Below are 18,416 nucleotides of genomic sequence, written 5' to 3' on the forward strand. Positions count from 1 at the left end.
TGGTCGTGCCTCCCGCTCCGCCGCGGCGGTTCGGGCTCAGCGGGTGCTGGTGGCGAAGAGGTTCTTCACCCAGCCCACCAGGCCACCCTTCTCGGACGCCTCGACGGCGGGCTCGGCGACGACCGGCTCGGCGACGACCTCGGACTCGGTGGACTCGACCACCGGCTCGGCCGGGGCCTCGGCGTCCGCCTGCTTGATGGCGGAGACCTCGAAGGTCAGCGTGACGTTCTCGGAGACGAGGACGCCACCGGTCTCGAGGGCGGCGTTCCAGACGAGGCCGAAGTCCTTGCGGTTGACGTCGACCTTGCCGCTCAGGCCCACGCGCTGGTTGCCGAACGGGTCGAGCGCGGAGCCCTCGAACTCGAAGTCGATGACGACGGGGCGGGTGACGTCCTTGATGGTGAGGTCACCGGCGACGCGCAGGATGTCGTCGTTGGCCGCCTCGACCGAGGTGGAGGCGAAGCGGATCGTCGGGTAGGTCTCGACGTCGAAGAAGTCGCCCGAGCGCAGGTGGTTGTCGCGGTCGGCGTTCTTGGTGTCGACCGACGCGGCCTGGATCGTCACGTCGATGCGGGCGTCGGCCAGGATGGCGCCGGTGGTCGCGGAGCCCTTGAACTCACCGAACGCGCCGCGGACCTTCGTCACCATCGCGTGGCGGGCGGTGAAGCCGATCTCGGTGTGGGCGGTGTCGAGGACATAGGTGCCGTTGAAGTCGGTGAGCGCGGTCATGGGTTCTCCTTGGTGCCGGGCGAACCCTCTCCGGGCCCACCTGATTGCTTGACGTGTCAATCAATCTAGAGGTGGATCATTGAAATGTCAACCAAGTTGCCGACGTGCTCGAGAAACACGAATCCCCGCCACGGATGTGGCGGGGACGGGCTGTCGGCGGCCGGAAGGCGGGCTGTCGGCGCGCGGAGCGCAGGCTGTCGGCGGCCGGAAGGCGGGCTGTCGGCGCGGGCCGGGGGTGGGTCAGTTGTAGTAGCCGAGGTCCTCGGCGATCTCCTTGGTCAGGAACTCCTGGTAGTGGTTCCAGAACTGGATGAGCTGCTTCATGGTGTCACCTCCTGATGATGACACTCAGTCTAGTCATAAGTACTAGAAACTAGAATCCTTCTCACGGACCTTCAACCGGTACGCGGCGAGGATCAACTCGACAGCGGTGTCGAGCGGCACGCGACCCGTGTTGATGACCAGGTCGAAGTTGTCGTTGTGGCGGGGGTCCCAGTTGAAGAGGCGCTGCGACATGGCGGCGCGGGCGGAGTCCTCGCGGTTCTGGCGGGCGCGCGCGTGGGCGAGGTCGATGCCGGCCGCCGCGGCCCCGCGGGCGATGCGTTGCTCGACCGGACCGTCCAGCTTCACGTGCAACGCGCGCGGCTCGTCGGCCAGGATCACCGTCGCGTTGCGGCCCAGCACCACGCCGCCCCCGGCGACCTGGGCGCGGAGCTCGCGCACGGCGTCCTCGGCGTCGAGCATCTCGAGCTGCCCCGAGAAGACCCCCACGTCGGCCGACGCCGCGGTGCGCCCCAGCGTGTTGAGCACCCGCGACAGCAGGCTGCCGTCGTCGGAGCCGCGGCCCTCGGCGGCCTCGAGGTCCTCCGACGAGTAGACCTGCGACACCCACGGGACGCCCAGGGCCCCAGCGACGGCCGGACCCACCTCGGCCGCACCCGACCCGTACATCTCGAAGATCGTCACCACGGGCTCGTCGATGCTCATGGGGAAACAATGCACGATCCCGGACGCCGCGGCACCCGATGCCCTACAAAGAAGCCATGACCCCCGCACCGGCACCGGACCCGGCCCGCGCGCCCACCCCCGCCGCGGGCAGCGCCCGCCACTGGATGGTCGTCGCCGGCGGCGCCTGCCTCATGTCGGCGGGCATGTTCCTGTTCCTGAGCAGCTCGATCCTCAACCCGCCGCTGGCGAAGCACCTCGGCGTCGGCCTGTCCGAGGTGATGGCCTACAACTCGATGATGGCGCTGTCCGGGGTGATCGCGATGACGTTCGTCGGGCCCCCGCTGTACCAGGCGATCGGCGTCCGGGCGGCGATCGTGGGTGGCGGGGCCTGGATGGCCCTCACCGTCGGCGCCGTCGCGTTCGTGCCGAACGTGCTGCTCCTCGCGGTGCTCGGCTTCGCCAGCGGCCTGATGTTCGGCATCTGCACCACCATGGGCGCCTCGATGCTGATCAACACCTGGTTCGAGGCGAAGCGCGGCACGATGATGGGCGCCGTGTTCGCCCTGTCGGGCGCGGGCGGCATCGCGGCCGGGCTGGTCATGCCGGCGATCGTGGGCGCGTGGGGCTGGCAGGGCGGCTTCCTCACCCTCGCCGGCGTGATGGTGGCGCTGATCGTGCTCCCCGGCCTGTTCCTGATCCGCTCCGCACCCGACCGGCTCGGCCTCCTTGCCCTGGGGGCGAGCGAACGGGGGCCCGCGGCGTCCGGGACCGTCGTGCTGCCCGGCGTGCCGGCCCGCCGCGCCTTCCGGACCCCGCAGTTCGCCGCGCTGTTCCTGGGGGTCGTGCTGTTCGGCATGGTGCAGGCGGTGCAGCAGCACTTCGCGCCGCTGTTCGTCGAGCACGGCGTCGAGCTCGCCGTCGCCGGCACGCTGATCTCGGTGATGGCCCTCACCGGCGTCGTCAGCAACATGGCCGTCGGCACGCTCAACGACCGCCGCGGCACCGTCACCGCCGCGGTGTTCGCGCTCGCCTGCCAGCTGGTCTCGATGGCCGCCTACGTCGTCGGCACCGGCTTCGTGCCGCTCGCCCTCGCGACCGTGCTGTTCGGGTTCGGCGCCGTGCTTCCGGGCGTGCTGCTGCCGATCATGGTCCAGCGGGTGTTCGGCATGCGGGACTACGCGACGATCCTCGGGCCGGCGATGGCGACCATGCCCGCCGGCATGGCCCTCGGGACGCCCCTGTGGGGCATGGCCGTCGACCGCACCGGCAGCTACACCGTCGCCCTGCTCGCCAGCATCGGCCTCACACTGGTCACCGCCGCCCTGCTCGTCTGGGCCCTGCGCAGCGCCCCGGCCATGCGCCGACGGGTCGAGGCCGAGCTCGGTGAGGGGGCGGCACCTACGATGGCGGCATGAACGACGCGACATTGGTCCTTGTCGGAAACGCAAAGGCCGGCACCATCTCGGTGCTGCGGCTGGGTGAGGGGTCCCTCGACCCTGTCGCCGAGAACGAGGTCGGAGTGGGGTGCGGCACCTTCGCCCTCGACCACGCCCGCGGCCTCGTGCACACCGCCGTCAAGGAACCCGAACCCGCGATCGTCACGTTGTCGTTCGATCGGGCGACGGGAGAGCTGACCGAAACCTCCCGCCGCACCCTCCCCGACCCGTTGGCCTACCTCGCGCTCACGCGCGACGGCGAGCTGCTGCTCGGGGCGTCCTACGCCGGCAACTGGGGCGCCAGCTGGCCGACGCCCAACGGGGTGCCCGGCGAGCCGGTCGGGCGGGTCGAGCACCGCCACCTCCACTGCGTGGTCCCGGACGCCGCGGGCCGCCACGCCTACTGGGTCGCCTTGGGCGACGACCTGGTCGCGCAGACGGCGATCACCGAGGACGGGGGCTTGGAGCCACTCGACCCCGGCACCGTGTCGGTCGAGGAGGGCGCCGGCCCGCGCCACCTCGTGCTGGCCGCCAACGAGCGCTCGGCGTATCTGGTCACCGAGTTCACCGGCGAGGTGATCCGGTTCGAGCGCGACGACGCCACCGGCGTGCTGACCCGGGCCGAGTCGGTCTCGATCGTCGACCCCGGGGCCGGCCTGTCGACCAGCCGCCTGGGCGCCGACCCGATGGAGGAGCACCTCATCTGGGGGGCCGACGTGCACCTGGCCCAGTTCGGGTCGTTCCTGCTCGCCACGGAGCGCACCGCCAGCACCGTCGCGACCGTCTCGATGGAGCCCGAGGGGTTGCTCGGTTCGGTCATCGGCCTGACGCCCACCGAGGCGCAGCCGCGCGCTTTCGCCGTCGCGCCCGACAGCCGGCACGTCGTCGTCGCCGGCGAGCGCTCGGGTGGGGTGGCGCTCTACGAGCTCTCCGACGAGGGCGTCCTGACCGAGCTGGACCGTCGCGACACCGGTTCCGGCGCCAACTGGGTGCGCTTCGCCTGAGCTAGTCGCGCGGGGATGGTTGCCACCCCACTCGTGCCTGAACCCCCTCGCGGTCTAGGGTTGAGAAGTGAGTGAAAGCGGAGCGGGCCTGCCCGAGCAGACGGACGTCCCCGAGGAACACGACCTGACCGGCGAGCCGGCCGAGCCCGAGGCGTCCGACGTCGTGGAGGTGGAGGACAGCGCGGCCGAGCCCGCGGCGTCCGAGCCCGACGAGCCGGAGGACGCTGAAGCGGAGGAGCCGCAGGGCCCGACGTTCGCCGACCTGGGGCTGGACGACAAGATCCTGAAGGCCCTGCGCGACCTGGGCTACGAGCGGCCGAGCCCGATCCAGGCGGAGACGATCCCGGCGCTGCTGGCCGGCCACGACGTGGTCGGCCTCGCGCAGACCGGAACGGGCAAGACCGCCGCGTTCGCGCTGCCGATCCTCGAGCGGCTCACCCCGCGCGCAAAGCACGTGCAGGCGCTGGTGCTCGCCCCGACCCGTGAGCTGGCGCTCCAGGTTGCGGAGGCCTTCGAGACCTACGCCGCCCACCTCAAGGTGCGCCTGCTGCCGGTGTACGGCGGGCAGGGCTACGGCGTCCAGCTGTCGGCGCTCGCCCGGGGCGTCGACGTGGTCGTCGGCACGCCCGGCCGCGTCATGGACCACCTCGACCGCGGCACGCTCGACCTCACCCAGCTGGAGTACCTGGTCCTCGACGAGGCCGACGAGATGCTCAACATGGGCTTCGCCGAGGACGTCGAGAAGATCCTTGCCGACACCCCTTCCGACAAGCAGGTGGCGCTGTTCTCGGCGACGATGCCGCCGTCGATCCGCAAGCTGGCCGCGACCTACCTCACCGACCCGGTCGAGATCTCGGTCAAGGGCAAGACGGCCACCGCGACCAACGTGACCCACCGCTACACGATCGTCAGCTACCCGCAGAAGGTGGATGCCCTCACCCGCATCCTCGAGGTCGAGAACTTCGACGGCATGATCGTGTTCGTCCGCACCAAGAACGAGACCGAGACGGTCGCCGAGAAGCTGCGCGCCCGCGGCATCAGCGCCGCCGCGATCAACGGCGACCTGCCCCAGGCCGCCCGCGAGCGGACCATCAACCAGCTGAAGGCCGCCAAGCTCGACGTGCTCGTGGCCACCGACGTCGCCGCGCGCGGACTGGACGTCGATCGCATCAGCCACGTGGTGAACTTCGACATCCCCACCGACACCGAGAGCTACGTGCACCGCATCGGGCGCACCGGCCGCGCGGGTCGTTCGGGCGACGCGATCTCGTTCGTCACCCCCCGTGAGCGCCACCTGCTGCGCGCCATCGAGCGGGCGACCGGCCAGGAGCTGTCGCACATGCCGCTCCCGACGGCCGACGACATCAACGCCACCCGCCTGTCGCGGTTCGACGACGCGATCACCGCGGCGCTCGGCCAGCAGGAGAAGATCGACTTCTTCCGCGACGTGGTGGCGCACTACGTCAACGAGTACGACGTGCCCGAGGTCGACGTCGCCGCCGCCCTGGCCGCGGTCATGCAGGGCGACGAGCCGATGCTGCTCGACCCCGAGCAGGAGCGTCGCGACGAGCGCTTCCGCGAGGACAAGTCCGGACGCCGCGGGCGCGACTCCGACCGTGGCTCCGAGGGTCCGCGGGACGGCGTGGTGCGCGAGCGCCGCCCGCGCCCGACCGGCGACCTCGTGCCGTGGCGCGTCGCCGTCGGACGCCGCCACCGCATCACCCCGCGCCAGATCGTGGGCGCCCTCGCCAACGAGGGTGGCCTGACCAGCGCCGACATGGGCCGGATCAACATCCGCGGCGACCACTCGATCATCGAGCTGCCCCCGGACCTGCCGTCCTCCGTGCTCGACAAGCTCTCCCGCACGCGTGTGTCGGGCAAGCTGATCGAGCTGCAGCGCGACGAGGGTCCCTCGTTCGTGCGCGACCGAACGCGGGAGCGCGACCGTGATGACCGGGGGGACCGTGGGGATCGCGGTGACCGGGGTGACCGCAGCTGGGGTGACCGTCCGGCGCGTGACCGCGGTGATCGTCCCTTCCGTGACAAGCCGTTCAAGAAGTCCGGCTTCAACGCCGACAAGAAGTTCAAGAAGCCCCGCCACAAGGGCTGACACCGGGCCGCACCCGCGGCGTCCGGACACCTGAACAGAACCGCTCCCGAACCGCCCCAGCCGTGGGGCAGTTCGGGAGCGGTCGCGTCGGGGGTGGGTCAGAAGCCCGTGATGTCCTTGAACCGGACGGTCTCGATCTCCTCGGCCTCGCCGGTGCACATCGCCTTGAACTTCCACTTGCCCTGGGCGTCGATGGTGTTCGTGTTCGCGATGCAGGTGCCGACGTTGGCGCCCTCCTTGTCGAGGGCGTCGAACGTGATCTGCACGTAGGTGTCGACCGGGCGGTCGCTGTTGTTGGCCACGTAGCCCGTGATGAAGATGGCGAACGGGTTGGACCGGTCGATCTCCCAGCCGTCCTCAAGCGTGAGGCGCTCCTTCGCGGGCTCCTGGGCCGGCTCGGCGGGGGCCTCGGACGCGGCCGGGGCTGCAGCGTCCGACGAGCCGGCCGGAGCCGGGGTGCTGACCGACTGGCTCGGCGCGGCTGCCTTGTCGCCACCACCGCCACCGAGGGCGTTGCCGATGCCGACGAGCACGAGCACGGCGAGCACCCACACCCACCACTTCTTGAACCACGGCTTCTTCGGCTTGGCGGCGGGCGGCGGCTGGGCCCCGGGGAACGGGGGGACCTGGCCGGGCTGGGTCTGGGACATCGGGCACTCCTTCACGTCGTCGTCCCTGACTGGGACACGTCTCCATCCCACTGCCGCGGGGGCTGCCGGCACATCGACGGGTCGGCTGCGGTGGCCTCCGCCGATCGGCTCGTCCGAGGTCCTTGTCGGCAGCCGATCGGGGGAGGGGAATTGTCGGCCGGCGTCCCTACGATGAGGGCTGTGTTGGAGTACGAGCTGGTCGGCGACGGTGCCCGCCCCCCGTGGTGGCGGACGCTGCTGTTCGCCGTGCCGATCGGGCTCCTGGGCATCGTCTCGGTGGTGTTCTCGCCGCTGGGGTCGGCCATGTCGGGGAAGGATCCCGACGGGGCCACCGTCCTCGGGGCCATGTTCGCCCTGCTCCTCGCCGTCGCGGCCCCGGCCGCCCTGTTCTGGCGCCACCGGTACCCGTTCGTGCTCACGATCGCGGCGGCTGTGGTGCCCCTCGTGGTCCCGATCGGCAACCTGCTGGCGTTCGCGTTCCTGGCGGCGCTGATCGGTCGGCGGCGCGGCCCGGCCGTGTGGGCGACCACAGCGCTGGTGGCCGCGACCTCGACGTGGGTGGTCGTCGCCGACGCGCTGGCCCAACCGCGGCAGGCGTCGGTGATCAAGACCATCCTGGGCCCGACCGGCGACGCGTCCGACCCGCTCGCCCACGTCAACGTCTCCGCGTGGGCGGTGGCGACGGTGGCGGTCCTCGGGCTTGGCCTGGCCATCGGTACGGGGTTCCTGGTCCGGCTGCGCCGCCAGAACATGCAGGCGGTGGGTGAGGTGGAGGTCGAGCGCGAGGCGTCCGGGCGGCTGGGCGACGAGGCCGCCCGCCGACAGGAGCGGGAGCGCATCGCCCGCGAGGTGCACGACGCGATGGGCCACCGGCTGTCGTTGCTCAACCTGCACGCCGGAGCGCTCGAGCTGAACGCGGGCGACGACCCGCGGCTGCAGCAGTCGGCGAGCCTCGTGCGGCAGAGCGCGGGCGAGGCGATGGACGACCTGCGCGGCCTCCTGCACGTGCTGCGCGAACCGCTGGGGGAGGACCCGCCGGTGATCCCGCTGTCGCGGCTGACCGAGGTGGTCCGCGACTCCTTCGGCGCCGGGCAGGTGGTGAGCTCGTCGATCTTCGTCTCCGAGCCCGACCGCGCCGACCCGCAGCTGTCGCGTGCTGTGTACCGCATCGTCCAGGAGGTGCTGACCAACGCGCGCAAGCACGCCCCGGGGCAGCCGGTGGAGCTGGTCGTCGATGGTGGGCCGGCGTCCGGGATCCTCATCGAGGCGCGCAACCGCTACGTCGGTGGTGCGGCCGGGCCGCCCGGGACGGCGCGCGGCCTGAAGGGCATCGCCGAACGGGCCGAATTGCTCGGTGGGCACCTGCGCTACGGCCTCGACCAGGACGGCACCGTGTTCCGCGTGCGGGTGGAACTCCCGTGGCGGGAGGCGGTCTCGGGCTGAGTCGCCGCGGGCCTCGGCCCCAGGCGCGTTGTCGGTCCCGCGCCCTAGGATGCGGCTCGTGCCCATTCGTGTGCTGCTCGTCGACGACGACCCGCTCGTGCGGGCCGGCCTGCGCTTCCTGCTCGACAGCGCCGACGACCTCACGGTCGTGGGTGAGGCCGGTGACGGCGACGAGGTCGTGGCCGCCGTGCGCGCATCTCAGCCCGACGTCGTGCTCATGGACCTGCGGATGCCCCGCGTGAGTGGCGTCGACGCCACCCGCCTCGTGCGCGCCCTGCCCGACCCGCCGCACGTCGTGGCCCTGACGACGTGGGATGTGGACGACGCCGTGGTCCGCACCCTCGACGCGGGGGCGTCCGGGTTCCTGCTCAAGACGGCCGCCCCGGCCGAGATCCTGGGCGCGGTGCGGGCGGTCGTGAACGGGGACGCCGTCCTCTCCCCACGCTCGACGCGCCAGCTGCTCGACCACCTGGGTCGCTCCTCCGACGCGGCCGCACGGCGCACCGCCGAGGAGGCGGTCGCGACCCTCACCGACCGCGAGCGCGACGTGGTCGTCGCCGTGGCCGAGGGCCTGGGCAACGCCGAGGTCGGTCAGCGGCTCTACATCTCCGAGGCGACGGTCAAGACGCACCTTGCCGCCGCCCAGGACAAGCTGGGCGCCCGCAATCGTGTGGGCGTCGCCGTCATCGCCGAGCGAGCGGGGTTGTTGCGCGGCCGGTGAGGGGCGCGCCGATCAGGCGATGTCCGCCGACTCGGGCTCCATGTGGGTGCTCTGCCACTCCCACAGCGTGCCGGGGCGGCCGCGGCCGAGGACGACGCGCTTGTGGCTGATGCCCAGGCCGCGCACGGAGGCGAGGCGACGGTTGAGATTGCCGCGGTCGGGGGAGGTACCGGTCAGCGACCGCGTGATCGCCACGGCCGCGGACACCGGGAACGTGGGGCCGGTCAGCGCGCGCGTGAACGTGAGGTCGCGCCACAGCCGATCGACCAGCAGCGGGCGGCACGAGTCGACCATGCGGTTGTGGTCGAAGGCCAGGGGCGGCAGGTCGTCGATCGGGTGCCACTGCACGTAGTCGGGGGCATCGGCCGGGTGGTCGGCGACCGCCCACATCGCGACCGACAGGGTCTGGCCGCGCGGGTCGCGGTGGGGCTCGTCGAACACGGTCAGCTGCCCGAGGCCCCGGACGCCCAGGCCAAGCTTGGTCTGCACCGCGCGCTCGGCGGCCTCGGCGAGGCGTTCGCCCTCCCACAGCGTGACGCCCGGAAGGGCCAGCTGGTCGATGTACGGCTCGGACATGCGCTTGGAGACGCCGATCTCGACCTGCCGGGTCTCGTTGTTGTACCTCAGCGTGATCGCGTCCACGGAGACGGCGGAGGTTGGCTGGCGACCCATGCGTTCTTCCTTCTCAGACGGCGATGTCACGAAGATTTCACCAATCAGGGTACCCCGCGAATTGGTGTCGGGCACCAGATCCCGGTTCGTGGGAGGAATCGGTCCACCTGCTGGGCGTCGACCACTCCATCCACAGCCCACGGACTGGAATGGGTGGCATTTCCCCTGGGTGGTTGCCTACCCTCGATCACGACGTACCCCCAGGAACAAGGACCCACCCCCATGGAAACCCCCGTTCCGGACGCCGCCGCGCGTCCGCGTGTTCGCCTCCGTCGCAGCCCCGTGTGGCTGGTCGCGGGCATCCTCGCCGTGTCCCTCGGCGGCCTCGCCTCGGCGTTCGTGTACCTGCAGGTCGCGGCGTCCGACCCCGTGCTGCGGGTCAACCGCACCATCCACCGCGGCGAGGTCATCCAGGCCGCCGACCTCTCGGTGGTCCAGGTGGGGGCCGGCCTCGATGTGCGCACCGTGCCCGACGCGCGGGCGTCCGAGGTCGTCGGCCGGGCGGCGGTCACCGACCTGCCCGGCGGCAGCCTGCTCGTCGACGGGTCGTGGGGGGACGCCGACGTGCCCCTGGGCAGCTCCCGGGTGGGCCTGCGGCTGGCCCCGGGACGGTTCCCGACCACCGACCTGCGCCCCGGCACGACCGTGCTCGTCGTCGCGCTGCCCGCGCAGGGCGGGGCCGTGGCGGAGGAACTGCCCGCCAGCGTGCCCGCGACCCTCGTCGGCGACGCCGGGACCCAGCCCGACGGCTCGACCCTGTTCGCGCTCGCCGTGCCCAGCGCCTCCGCCGAGCTCGTGGCGCGCCTCGCCGCGGCCGACCGGGTGGCGCTGGTCCAGACGGGGAACGGCCGATGAGCCTCCTCGTCCTCACCTCCGCCGCCGGGGCGCCCGGGGTGTCGACCACGGCGCTGGGGCTGACCCTGGCCTGGCCGCGGGACGCCGTGCTCGTCGACGCCGACCGCTCGGCCCCCCACTCGATCCTGGCCGGGTACCTGAGCGGGCAGTCCACCCGCGGCAACGGCATGCAGGGCCTCCTGCAGGCGCACCGCGAGCGCTCGTCGATGGCGGCCGCGCTGGCCGCCGAGTGGCGCCCGCTGCCCGACCTGCCGCGCCCACCAGGTCAGGACGCCCCCGGCGAGCGCCGGTTCGTCCCCGGCTTCACCCACCTCGGGTCCGTGGACCTCTTCGAGGGGGCTTGGCCGTCGGTCGTCGAGACCGCGCGCGAGGCGTCCTTCGACGTGGTGGTGGACGCGGGCCGCACCGGCCACCGCGGCCTGCCCGCCAACTTGGTCGCGGGCGCGGACGCCGTGGGCCTGGTCTGCCGCACCTCGCTCGCCTCCCTGGCCGCGCTGCCGCTGCACCTGGCGCCGCTCGTCGAGTCGGGCGCGCCCGGCCGCGTGGGGCTCGTCGTCGTCGGCCCCGGCCGCCCGTACGGGGTGCGCGAGGTCGCCGAGCAGTTCGGCGTCCCGGTGCTGGCCGAGGTGGCGTGGGACGCGGCGTCTGCCGCCGAGCTCAACGAGGGCGCACCGGTCGGCAAGCGCTGGGCGCGCACCGCGCTGGCCCGGTCGTTCGAGCGCGCCGCCGTCGCCCTCAGCGAGGCCATGCGCGCCGGACGCCTCGAGGAGGCCTCGTGAACCCGACGGCGGCCATGCGCCGCCTCGCCGACATCCCGTTGCTGGCGGGTCCCGAGCAGCCCTTCGCGGTGCCGGCCGACGACCTGCGGCGTGCGGCCGCGCCGCTTCCCGGCGACGAGGAGGTCGACTGGGGCCTGGTCGTCGTGCTGCGCCGCCGCGTCTCCGACGAGGTCACCCGCGAGACCGAGGCCCACGCCGAGCGCACCGGGAATCCGATGCCCGACGCCGACCGCCGGCTGCTCGCCCGGTCGATCATCAGCCGGATCGTCCACCAGTGGGCCGAGGACCAGACCCACCTCGGCGAGATGTGGACCGTCGAGCGCGAGCACACCTACGCCGACGCCCTCGAAGACGCGATCTTCGGCTACGGCCGCCTGCAGCCCCTGTTCGAGATGCCCGACGTGGAGAACATCGAGATCCACGGCTGCGACTCGGTCGTGGTGCAGTACGGCGACGGGCACCGCGTCGAGCTGCCGCCCGTGGCCGACTCCGACGAGGAGCTGATCGAGGCCATCCGGTTCCTGGGCGAGTCGGTGAACCCGCCGCGCCCGTTCGACGACGCGCACCCCACGATGACGCTCGCCCTCGGCGACCGGCACCGGCTGCATGCGATCGGCTTTGGATTGAGCTTCCGGCCGTCGATCGTCATCCGTCAGCACATCCTGACGACCATCGACCTGCCCGAGTTGGTCGACCGCGGCATGATGCCCGACGACGTCGGCCGCCTCCTGCACGCGGCCGTGCTCAACCGCACCTCGATCGTCATCGCCGGCGACCAGGGCGCGGGCAAGACGACCCTGCTGCGGGCCCTGATCGCCTCCATCCCGCACAACGAGCGGTTCGGCACCCTCGAGACCGACTACGAACTGCTCACCCACCTCCAGCCCGGACGCCGCAACATGCTCGCCCTGCAGGCCCGCGTCGGCCTGGGCGAGGTGACCGACGGACGCCACGTGGGCGAGTTCTCCGTCGCCGAGCTGATCCCCGAGGCGCTGCGCCAGAACCTGGCCCGCCTGGTCGTCGGCGAGGTCCGCGGTGTGGAGGCCGGGGCGATGTTCGAGGCCATGCAGTCGGGCGCGGGAACGCTGAGCACGACCCACTCCCACTCGGCGGTCTCGACCATGGACCGCCTGGCGGCCCGCGTCGCGCAGGGCGGCGTGCTCAGCGTCGACGAGGCCTACCGGCAGATCGCCCTCCACATCGGGCTGATCGTGCACGTGCACCTGGTGGACGACACCTGGCGCGGCGGGGTCCGGACCCGCAAGGTCTCGCAGGTCATCGCCCTCACCGGGGCGGTCGAGGGCAACCGGCCCGTGTCGCACCTCGTCTACCAAGCCGAGACCCCCGGCACGTCGGAGCGGTTCCAGCCCGAGCCCCGCATGATGGACGAGCTGTCGCCCTTCCTCGCGAGCTGGCGGGCAGAACCGTGACCCTCCTCCTCGCCGTCCTGGCCGCCATGCTCCTCGTGGGCGGCATCGTCATCCTGGCGGCGGTCGCCGCGGGGGTGCTGGTGCAGCGGCCGCGGCGGGCCGGGGCGTCCACAGGCCTGTGGAAGAAGGCTGTGGACAAGCTGGCCGGGTTGTCCAAGCGCTCCCGCCTGACGATCGCTGTCGGACTGGTCGCCGGGGTGGTGGCCACCCTGTGGACGGGCTGGCCCCTGATGCTCGTCGTGGTGCCGGTCGCGGTGGTCGGCGTGCCGCACCTGCTGTCGGCGCCCAAGCAGGACCAGATCGAGCTGCTCCAGGCCCTCGACCGCTGGGTGCGCGGCATGACGGCCACGATGGCCACGGGCAAGTCGATCACCGACGCGCTGCGGCTGTCGGCCCGGACGCCCCCGCCCCTGTTGGCGGACCACCTGGTCCTGCTCATCCGACGGCTGGACGATCGCTGGCCCGCCCCGCAGGCGCTGCTGGCGCTGGCCGACGACCTCGACTCGCCCGACGCGGACGCGGTGCTGGCCAGCCTCGTCCTGGCCGCCCACCGCGGCGGGACGGGCGCCACGTCAACCCTCGCCGCCCTGGCCGACACCATCCAGGAGCGGCTCAAGGCGCTGCGCGAGATCGAGTCGGAGCGCTCGAAGCCCCGCGCGGTCGTCAAGCAGGTGACGATCATCACGCTGGTGCTGCTCAGCGGGTCGCTGCTCCTGGCGCGCGACTTCTTCGCCCCCTACGGCACCCCGGTCGGGCAGGCGCTGCTCGCTGGGCTGATCGCCGCCTACGTCGGCTCGCTGGTCATGCTGCGCAAGATGACGCTGCCCCGCGAGCGCCACCGCATCCTGAGGAGCCTGTCGTGACGGCCCTCTCGCTGATCCTGCCCGGGGCGGTGCTCGCGCTCGGGCTCGTGCTCGTCGTTGCGTCGTTCCGGCCCCAGCACGCCCGCCTCGGCGACGCGCTCGCCGTGTTGACCGACCGGGCGCCAGCCATCACGCCGGTCGAGGACGCGTCGGGTGCGCAGGGCGTCGAGCGGCTGGGGGAGTGGTGGGTCCGTTCGCGCCAGGTCGTCGCGCCGCCCGACCTGGAGCGCCAGCTGCGCCTGCGCGGCCGCTCGCTGACCCGGCACTACGCCTACAAGCTGCTCGCCGCGGCGGGCGGGTTCCTGCTGCCGCTCGTCGTGGGGATGGTGCTGTGGCTCGGGTTCGGGGAGTCCCCGTTGATGCCGGTCGTGTTCAGCGTCGCGCTGGCGATCGTGGGCTTCGTCACGCCCGACCTGATGCTGCGCGGCGCCAGCGCCGAGGCGTCCGAGGACGCCACCGAGGCCCTGCTGGCCTTCTTCGACCTCGTCACCCTCGAGCGGCTGGCCAATCAGTCGGGCACCCAGGCCCTGCACGCGGCCGCGGCACTCTCCGACGTCCCGGTGTTCGCCGACATCCGCGCGGCACTCGAGCGCGCCCGGCTCCAGCAGCGCGCGCCCTACACCGACCTCAAGGAGCTCGGCCGCGAGCTCGACCTGCCCGCCCTGCGCGACCTCGCCGATGTGATGCGCCTCGACGAGTCGGGGGCCTCGCTCTCGACCGCCCTGCGCGCCCGCGTCAAGGAGCTGCGCGACGGCCACCTCACCGCCATGAAGATGGCGGCCTCCGAGGTCTCGGAACGGATGACGATGTGGATGGTTGTCCCCAGCCTCGTCTTCGGTTTGTTCTTTCTCGTGCCCCCGCTCCTTACACTCGTCAGTAGCGGTTGACCCACCCACCACCCCCGAAGGAGAACCGTCACATGTCCACCACGTCCTTGTTGAACACTGCCCTGGTCCACCGTGCCGTCGGCACGGCCCACCTGGTCCCCACGCGGCTGCGCGCGCTGCTGCGCCCCCGCGACGAGCGCGGCCTGTCCCAGTCCACCGAGCAGGCGCTGCTCGTCGCCGCGGCCATCCTCGTGGCCGGCGCGATCGGCATCGGGGTCTGGAACTTCGTGCAGTCGAAGCTGTCCGGCGGCGGCGTCACGATCACCGGCGGCCCGTAGTGAACCGCCCCGACAGAGGGATGTCGGGGTCCGTGCAGTGGGCGATCCTCGTCCCCGTCATCCTGCTCACCGTCCTGGGCGCGATCCAGGTCGGTCTGTGGGCGTACGGGCGCACCGTCGCCTCCCACGCCGCGATCGCGGCCGCTGAGGAGGCGGCGCTGCTGGGGGCGTCCGAGGCGGACGCCCGGGCCCTCGGCACCGAGATCGCCTCCGGCGGGGGGCTCACCGACATCCAGGTGCAGCTCGTCGTCGACGCCAACAACGCCCGCGCCACCGTGCGCGGCCGCATGCCCACCTTCGTCGACCTCGGCCAGACCCGCGTCAGCGAACAGGCCACCCGCCCCCGGGAGCAGGTGACCCGACCATGACGACGACCGGACGCCGGGGCGAGCGCGGCATGTCGATCTCGGTCGAGCTGGCCATCCTGTTGCCCGCGCTGGTGGTGATCATCGCGCTGCTCGTGGGCGCCGGACGCCTCGCGCTCGCCCGCATCTCCGTCCAGCAGTGGGCCGACTCCGCGGCGCGGACGGCGACGCTGGCCCGCGACGCCCACTCGGCCCAGGCCCGCGCCCACGCGGTGGTGGCCTCCGACGCCGGGGGCTCCGACCTGCGGTGCGCGGGCGGCTGGCAGCTCACCGTCGACACCGGGGCGTTCGCGCTCCCGGTCGGCCAGCCGGGCACGGTGCGCACCACCGTGCGCTGCCCGGTCGCCATGGCCGACCTGCTCCTGCCGGGGGTCCCCGGCACCATCCTCGTCGAGGCCGACGCCTCGTCGACACTCGATCGCTACCGAGGGAGAGGCTGATGATGCGTCGCATCCTGGCCCTGGCCGCCGTGCTCGCCACCGTCGTGGTGCCACCGTGGCTGCTGCTCGCCTGGGGTTTCACCGACTGGTCGGCCATCGGCCTGTGGAGCGCCACCGACGTCCGGGTGCTGCTCGGCGCCCTGACCGTCGTGGGGTGGCTCGCCTGGGCGGTGTGGGTCGCCGCGCTGGGCATCGAGTTCGCCGGCGCGCTGGCCGGGCGCCGCGTCCGGTTCACCCTGCCCGGGTTCGCGCTCCCGCGCGCGGTCGCCTCGGCCCTGGTCACCACCATCCTCGCCTCCGGGGCGGCCTCGCTCGCCCACGCGGCCCCGCCGCCCGTGGCGTCGGTCACCCAGCAGGCGGTGCCGGTCGCCCAGCCTCGCCCGGACTCGCTCGCCCAGGTGGTCGAGGCCCCCGCGGTCGCGGCGGGTCCGACCCATACGGTCGTCCCGGGTGATGAGCTCTGGAGCCTCGCCGAGCGCTACTACGGCGAGGGCGCACGCTGGCGCACGATCGTCGCCGCCAACCCGTCGTTGCAGTCCGACCCGATGGCGCGGCTGGTGCCCGGCACGGTGCTGTCGGTGCCCGGCCCGGTGGTGCTCGTCACCGTGCGCACCGGCGACACCCTGAGCGGCATCGCCCGCACCCACCTCGGCGACCCCGACCGCTGGCCCGAGATCCACGCGCTCAACACCGCGCGCATCGCCGACCCCGACCTCATCCTCCCCGGCTGGGTGCTCAAGGTTCCGATGGCCTGGCAGGCGGGTGAGCTCCCGGACGCCCCGGCCCCGGTGCCCCTGCCGGAGTCGGCCCCCGAGGCCGCCGGCGAGGACAGTGCCGCCGGCACCGGCGCTTACACCGGCGCCGCTTCCGTCGACGCCCCGGCCGAGGCTGGCGCCACCACCGGCTCGGCCGGGCCCACGGCGTCCCTGCTCGCCCCCGAGACCGACGCTGGGCCCGCCGCCGGCCTGCTGGGCGGGATGACCGCCCTGTCGGCCGCCGCCGTGATCGGCGGCATCGGGGTGCGGCGCCGGGTGCAGGCGCAGGCGCGGCCGCTGGGCCGGCGCTACGCCCAGCCGACCGGCGAGCTCTCCCGGTACGAGGCCGCCCTGGCCCAGACCGTTCCCGCCGAGGCGGGCCCTGACCGCTCGCGCCTGCTCGAGCGCGCGCTGCGTCTGCTCGCCCACCACTGGTGGCAGGCGGGCCAGCCCGCGCCCACGCTGGTGCACGCGCTGGTCGGTCCCGACGACCTGGAGTTCGTGCTGCGCGCGCAGCCGTCCTCGGTGCCCGACGGGTTCACGCTGCTGGGCGAGAGCGTCGCGGTGCGCTGGTCCATGCTGGCGACCCTCGCTGACGTCGACCACCCCGTCGCCTGGCCGGCGTTGGTGACGCTCGGGGAGCGTGAGCCCGGCCACCTCGTGATGGTCGACGTCATGTCGGCCGGCGTGCTCGGGCTGCGCGACGAGGGTGGTGAGGCGTCCGAGGTGCTGTCGGCGATGCTCGTCGAGCTGGCGTGCGCGCCGTGGGCGTCCGAGCTGGGCCTGCTGGTCGTCACCGCCGACCCGCAGTTCGCCGACGCCGCCGGGGAGGGCCGCATCGTCTGCGACCGCGAGGTCGAGGACGCCGTGGCCACCGTGGAGCGGCTCGTCCGGCAGCGCTCGCGCATCATGACGGAGGGCGGGTGGGACGCCGGCCGCCTCGACCCCGACCTCGCCGAGGCGTGGTCGGCGCAGGTGGTCCTGTTCGAGGTCGCGCCCGACGCCGACCAGCTCGCCCGGCTCGAGGCCGCCGTCTCGGACAACCCGTGCGGCGTCGCGGCCGTGGCGGTGGTCGATGCGGCCCGCGCGACGTCCGTCGACTGGGTGCTGTCGACGTCGGGGGGCGTGCGCCGCCTGGCCGGCCCCGACTCGGAGATCACCCCGCAGCGGGTCCCGGCCGGCACGCGCCGGGCGCTCGCCGACCTGTACCGCCTCGCCAACGACGCCACCACCGAGCGCGCCCCGTGGTGGCAATCCCCCTCGGAGGACGACGTGAACATCATCGCCCTGCGCCCCGTGCCGGCCCCCGCCCCGAAGACCGGCCCGCGCCTGAACCTGCTCGGCCCCGTCGAACTCCTCGGTACCGCCGGCACCCCGCCGGGCCGCGCGGTGCGCCAGTGCGTCGAGTACTGCGCGTGGCTGCTGCTGCACCCGGGAAGCACCCCGCAGCAGATGGGCGCGGCCCTGCTCGTGGCCGACGGCACCCGGCGTTCGAACATGAGCCGCCTTCGGACCTGGCTCGGCGCCGACGCCGCAGGCGACCTCTACCTGCCCGACGCCTACTCGGGGCGGATCCAACTCCACGACGAGGTCACCTCCGACTGGGACGAGCTGCTCCTGCTCACCGCCGGCGGCGTGAACCGCCAGCCGCTCGACCGGTTGCTGGCCGCGCTGGAGCTCGTGCGCGGGGCACCCCTGGCCGACGCGGCGCCGGGCCAGTGGGGCTGGGCCGAGGAGTTCCGCACCGACGCGGCGGCGCTGGTCCGCGACGTCGGGGTCATGGCCGCGCGCGCCGCCCGGGAGCGCGGCGACCTGGACACCAGCCGCTGGGCGGCCAACCGTGCACTCGTGGCCGCGCCCGACGACGAGCTGCTGCTGGGGGAGCGGATCCGCACCGAGCACGCGGCCGGCCGCGCCGACGAGGTCGAACGCCTCGTGGCCCGCGTCACCCGCACCGCACGCACGCTCGGCGTCGACCTGCTGCCCGAGACCGTCGACCTCTGCCAGGAGGTGGTCGAGGGGCGCCTGCGGGCGCGCGCGTGAGGCTGGTC

18 protein-coding genes are annotated in these 18,416 nt (G+C 73.2%); 14 read left to right on the top strand and 4 right to left on the bottom strand.

Translation table 11 applies throughout. The features are described from left to right. Positions 1-36 precede the first annotated feature (36 nt). On the bottom strand, positions 37-729 hold the full coding sequence (locus tag H5397_RS11030; protein ID WP_182817435.1) for a YceI family protein: 693 nt from the start codon (positions 727-729) through the stop codon (positions 37-39). Positions 730-1,095: 366 nt separating this feature from the next. Further along, entirely contained in the window at positions 1,096-1,716 is a 621-nt protein-coding gene (locus tag H5397_RS11035; protein WP_182817436.1) for an AAA family ATPase, read from the bottom strand. 56 nt (positions 1,717-1,772) lie between these two features. Here H5397_RS11035 and H5397_RS11040 point away from each other — a divergent pair, with 56 nt between their 5' ends. The 3 genes from H5397_RS11040 (at position 1,773) to H5397_RS11050 (ending at position 6,227) form a co-directional block, all read left to right on the top strand. Further along, positions 1,773-3,092, top strand: a complete 1,320-nt coding sequence (locus tag H5397_RS11040; protein ID WP_182817437.1) for an MFS transporter — start codon at positions 1,773-1,775, stop codon at positions 3,090-3,092. Then, positions 3,089-4,117, top strand: coding sequence for a beta-propeller fold lactonase family protein (locus H5397_RS11045; protein ID WP_182817439.1), 1,029 nt, complete (start codon positions 3,089-3,091; stop codon positions 4,115-4,117). The genes H5397_RS11040 and H5397_RS11045 overlap by 4 nt, the downstream gene beginning before the upstream one ends. 67 nt (positions 4,118-4,184) lie before the next feature. Then, on the top strand, positions 4,185-6,227 hold the full coding sequence (locus H5397_RS11050; RefSeq protein ID WP_309224346.1) for a DEAD/DEAH box helicase: 2,043 nt from the start codon (positions 4,185-4,187) through the stop codon (positions 6,225-6,227). Between the two features lie 98 nt (positions 6,228-6,325). Here the strand turns inward: H5397_RS11050 and H5397_RS11055 are convergent, their stop codons facing one another. After that, positions 6,326-6,877 (bottom strand): FxLYD domain-containing protein, encoded by a 552-nt coding sequence (locus H5397_RS11055; protein WP_182817440.1) that lies wholly within the window; start codon positions 6,875-6,877, stop codon positions 6,326-6,328. A 180-nt stretch (positions 6,878-7,057) separates the two neighbouring features. Between H5397_RS11055 and H5397_RS11060 the strand changes: the two genes are divergently transcribed. Together H5397_RS11060 and H5397_RS11065 are read left to right on the top strand one after the other, a co-directional pair. Beyond that, entirely contained in the window at positions 7,058-8,320 is a 1,263-nt protein-coding gene (locus tag H5397_RS11060; RefSeq protein ID WP_182817441.1) for a histidine kinase, read from the top strand. A 49-nt stretch (positions 8,321-8,369) separates the two neighbouring features. Next, positions 8,370-9,041, top strand: a complete 672-nt coding sequence (locus tag H5397_RS11065) for a response regulator transcription factor (RefSeq protein WP_182817443.1) — start codon at positions 8,370-8,372, stop codon at positions 9,039-9,041. Positions 9,042-9,053: 12 nt separating this feature from the next. Here the strand turns inward: H5397_RS11065 and H5397_RS11070 are convergent, their stop codons facing one another. Next, positions 9,054-9,713, bottom strand: coding sequence for an NUDIX hydrolase (locus tag H5397_RS11070; protein WP_182817444.1), 660 nt, complete (start codon positions 9,711-9,713; stop codon positions 9,054-9,056). 222 nt (positions 9,714-9,935) lie between these two features. Here H5397_RS11070 and H5397_RS11075 point away from each other — a divergent pair, with 222 nt between their 5' ends. The 9 genes from H5397_RS11075 to H5397_RS11115 are packed head-to-tail and all read left to right on the top strand — an operon-like array spanning position 9,936 to position 18,408. Next, a complete protein-coding gene (locus tag H5397_RS11075; RefSeq protein WP_182817445.1) occupies positions 9,936-10,568 on the top strand; it encodes an SAF domain-containing protein in 633 nt (210 codons plus the stop codon). After that, positions 10,565-11,347, top strand: a complete 783-nt coding sequence (locus H5397_RS11080) for a hypothetical protein (protein ID WP_182817446.1) — start codon at positions 10,565-10,567, stop codon at positions 11,345-11,347. The genes H5397_RS11075 and H5397_RS11080 overlap by 4 nt, the downstream gene beginning before the upstream one ends. 14 nt (positions 11,348-11,361) lie before the next feature. Further along, positions 11,362-12,777, top strand: a complete 1,416-nt coding sequence (locus H5397_RS11085; RefSeq protein ID WP_182817501.1) for a CpaF/VirB11 family protein — start codon at positions 11,362-11,364, stop codon at positions 12,775-12,777. After that, positions 12,774-13,640 carry a type II secretion system F family protein gene (locus tag H5397_RS18880; protein ID WP_182817448.1) on the top strand — a complete coding sequence of 289 codons (867 nt, stop codon included), beginning with the start codon at positions 12,774-12,776 and terminating at the stop codon, positions 13,638-13,640. Before H5397_RS11085 ends, H5397_RS18880 begins: the two co-directional genes overlap by 4 nt. Continuing rightward, complete coding sequence (locus H5397_RS11095) at positions 13,637-14,527, top strand: hypothetical protein (protein ID WP_182817449.1); 891 nt, start codon at positions 13,637-13,639, stop codon at positions 14,525-14,527. The genes H5397_RS18880 and H5397_RS11095 overlap by 4 nt, the downstream gene beginning before the upstream one ends. 32 nt (positions 14,528-14,559) lie before the next feature. After that, positions 14,560-14,805 carry a hypothetical protein gene (locus tag H5397_RS11100; RefSeq protein ID WP_182817450.1) on the top strand — a complete coding sequence of 82 codons (246 nt, stop codon included), beginning with the start codon at positions 14,560-14,562 and terminating at the stop codon, positions 14,803-14,805. A 32-nt stretch (positions 14,806-14,837) separates the two neighbouring features. Continuing rightward, positions 14,838-15,173 carry a TadE/TadG family type IV pilus assembly protein gene (locus H5397_RS11105; protein WP_182817451.1) on the top strand — a complete coding sequence of 112 codons (336 nt, stop codon included), beginning with the start codon at positions 14,838-14,840 and terminating at the stop codon, positions 15,171-15,173. Further along, a complete protein-coding gene (locus H5397_RS11110; protein ID WP_182817453.1) occupies positions 15,170-15,610 on the top strand; it encodes a TadE/TadG family type IV pilus assembly protein in 441 nt (146 codons plus the stop codon). Before H5397_RS11105 ends, H5397_RS11110 begins: the two co-directional genes overlap by 4 nt. Then, complete coding sequence (locus H5397_RS11115; RefSeq protein WP_182817454.1) at positions 15,610-18,408, top strand: LysM peptidoglycan-binding domain-containing protein; 2,799 nt, start codon at positions 15,610-15,612, stop codon at positions 18,406-18,408. The genes H5397_RS11110 and H5397_RS11115 overlap by 1 nt, the downstream gene beginning before the upstream one ends. Positions 18,409-18,416 lie beyond the last annotated feature (8 nt).

Source organism: Propioniciclava sp. MC1683, from assembly GCF_014164675.1.
Lineage (GTDB): Bacteria > Actinomycetota > Actinomycetes > Propionibacteriales > Propionibacteriaceae > Propioniciclava.

What these genes read in the sequence shown, in the direction of transcription:
- H5397_RS11030 (WP_182817435.1), bottom strand. Translation starts at nt 729, where the DNA reads ATGACCGCGCTCACCGACTTCAACGGCACCTATGTCCTCGACACCGCC.
- H5397_RS11035 (WP_182817436.1), bottom strand. Translation starts at nt 1,716, where the DNA reads ATGAGCATCGACGAGCCCGTGGTGACGATCTTCGAGATGTACGGGTCG.
- H5397_RS11040 (WP_182817437.1), top strand. Translation starts at nt 1,773, where the DNA reads ATGACCCCCGCACCGGCACCGGACCCGGCCCGCGCGCCCACCCCCGCC.
- H5397_RS11045 (WP_182817439.1), top strand. Translation starts at nt 3,089, where the DNA reads ATGAACGACGCGACATTGGTCCTTGTCGGAAACGCAAAGGCCGGCACC.
- H5397_RS11055 (WP_182817440.1), bottom strand. Translation starts at nt 6,877, where the DNA reads ATGTCCCAGACCCAGCCCGGCCAGGTCCCCCCGTTCCCCGGGGCCCAG.
- H5397_RS11065 (WP_182817443.1), top strand. Translation starts at nt 8,370, where the DNA reads ATGCGGCTCGTGCCCATTCGTGTGCTGCTCGTCGACGACGACCCGCTC.
- H5397_RS11070 (WP_182817444.1), bottom strand. Translation starts at nt 9,713, where the DNA reads ATGGGTCGCCAGCCAACCTCCGCCGTCTCCGTGGACGCGATCACGCTG.
- H5397_RS11075 (WP_182817445.1), top strand. Translation starts at nt 9,936, where the DNA reads ATGGAAACCCCCGTTCCGGACGCCGCCGCGCGTCCGCGTGTTCGCCTC.
- H5397_RS11080 (WP_182817446.1), top strand. Translation starts at nt 10,565, where the DNA reads ATGAGCCTCCTCGTCCTCACCTCCGCCGCCGGGGCGCCCGGGGTGTCG.
- H5397_RS11085 (WP_182817501.1), top strand. Translation starts at nt 11,362, where the DNA reads ATGCGCCGCCTCGCCGACATCCCGTTGCTGGCGGGTCCCGAGCAGCCC.
- H5397_RS11100 (WP_182817450.1), top strand. Translation starts at nt 14,560, where the DNA reads ATGTCCACCACGTCCTTGTTGAACACTGCCCTGGTCCACCGTGCCGTC.
- H5397_RS11110 (WP_182817453.1), top strand. Translation starts at nt 15,170, where the DNA reads ATGACGACGACCGGACGCCGGGGCGAGCGCGGCATGTCGATCTCGGTC.
- H5397_RS11115 (WP_182817454.1), top strand. Translation starts at nt 15,610, where the DNA reads ATGATGCGTCGCATCCTGGCCCTGGCCGCCGTGCTCGCCACCGTCGTG.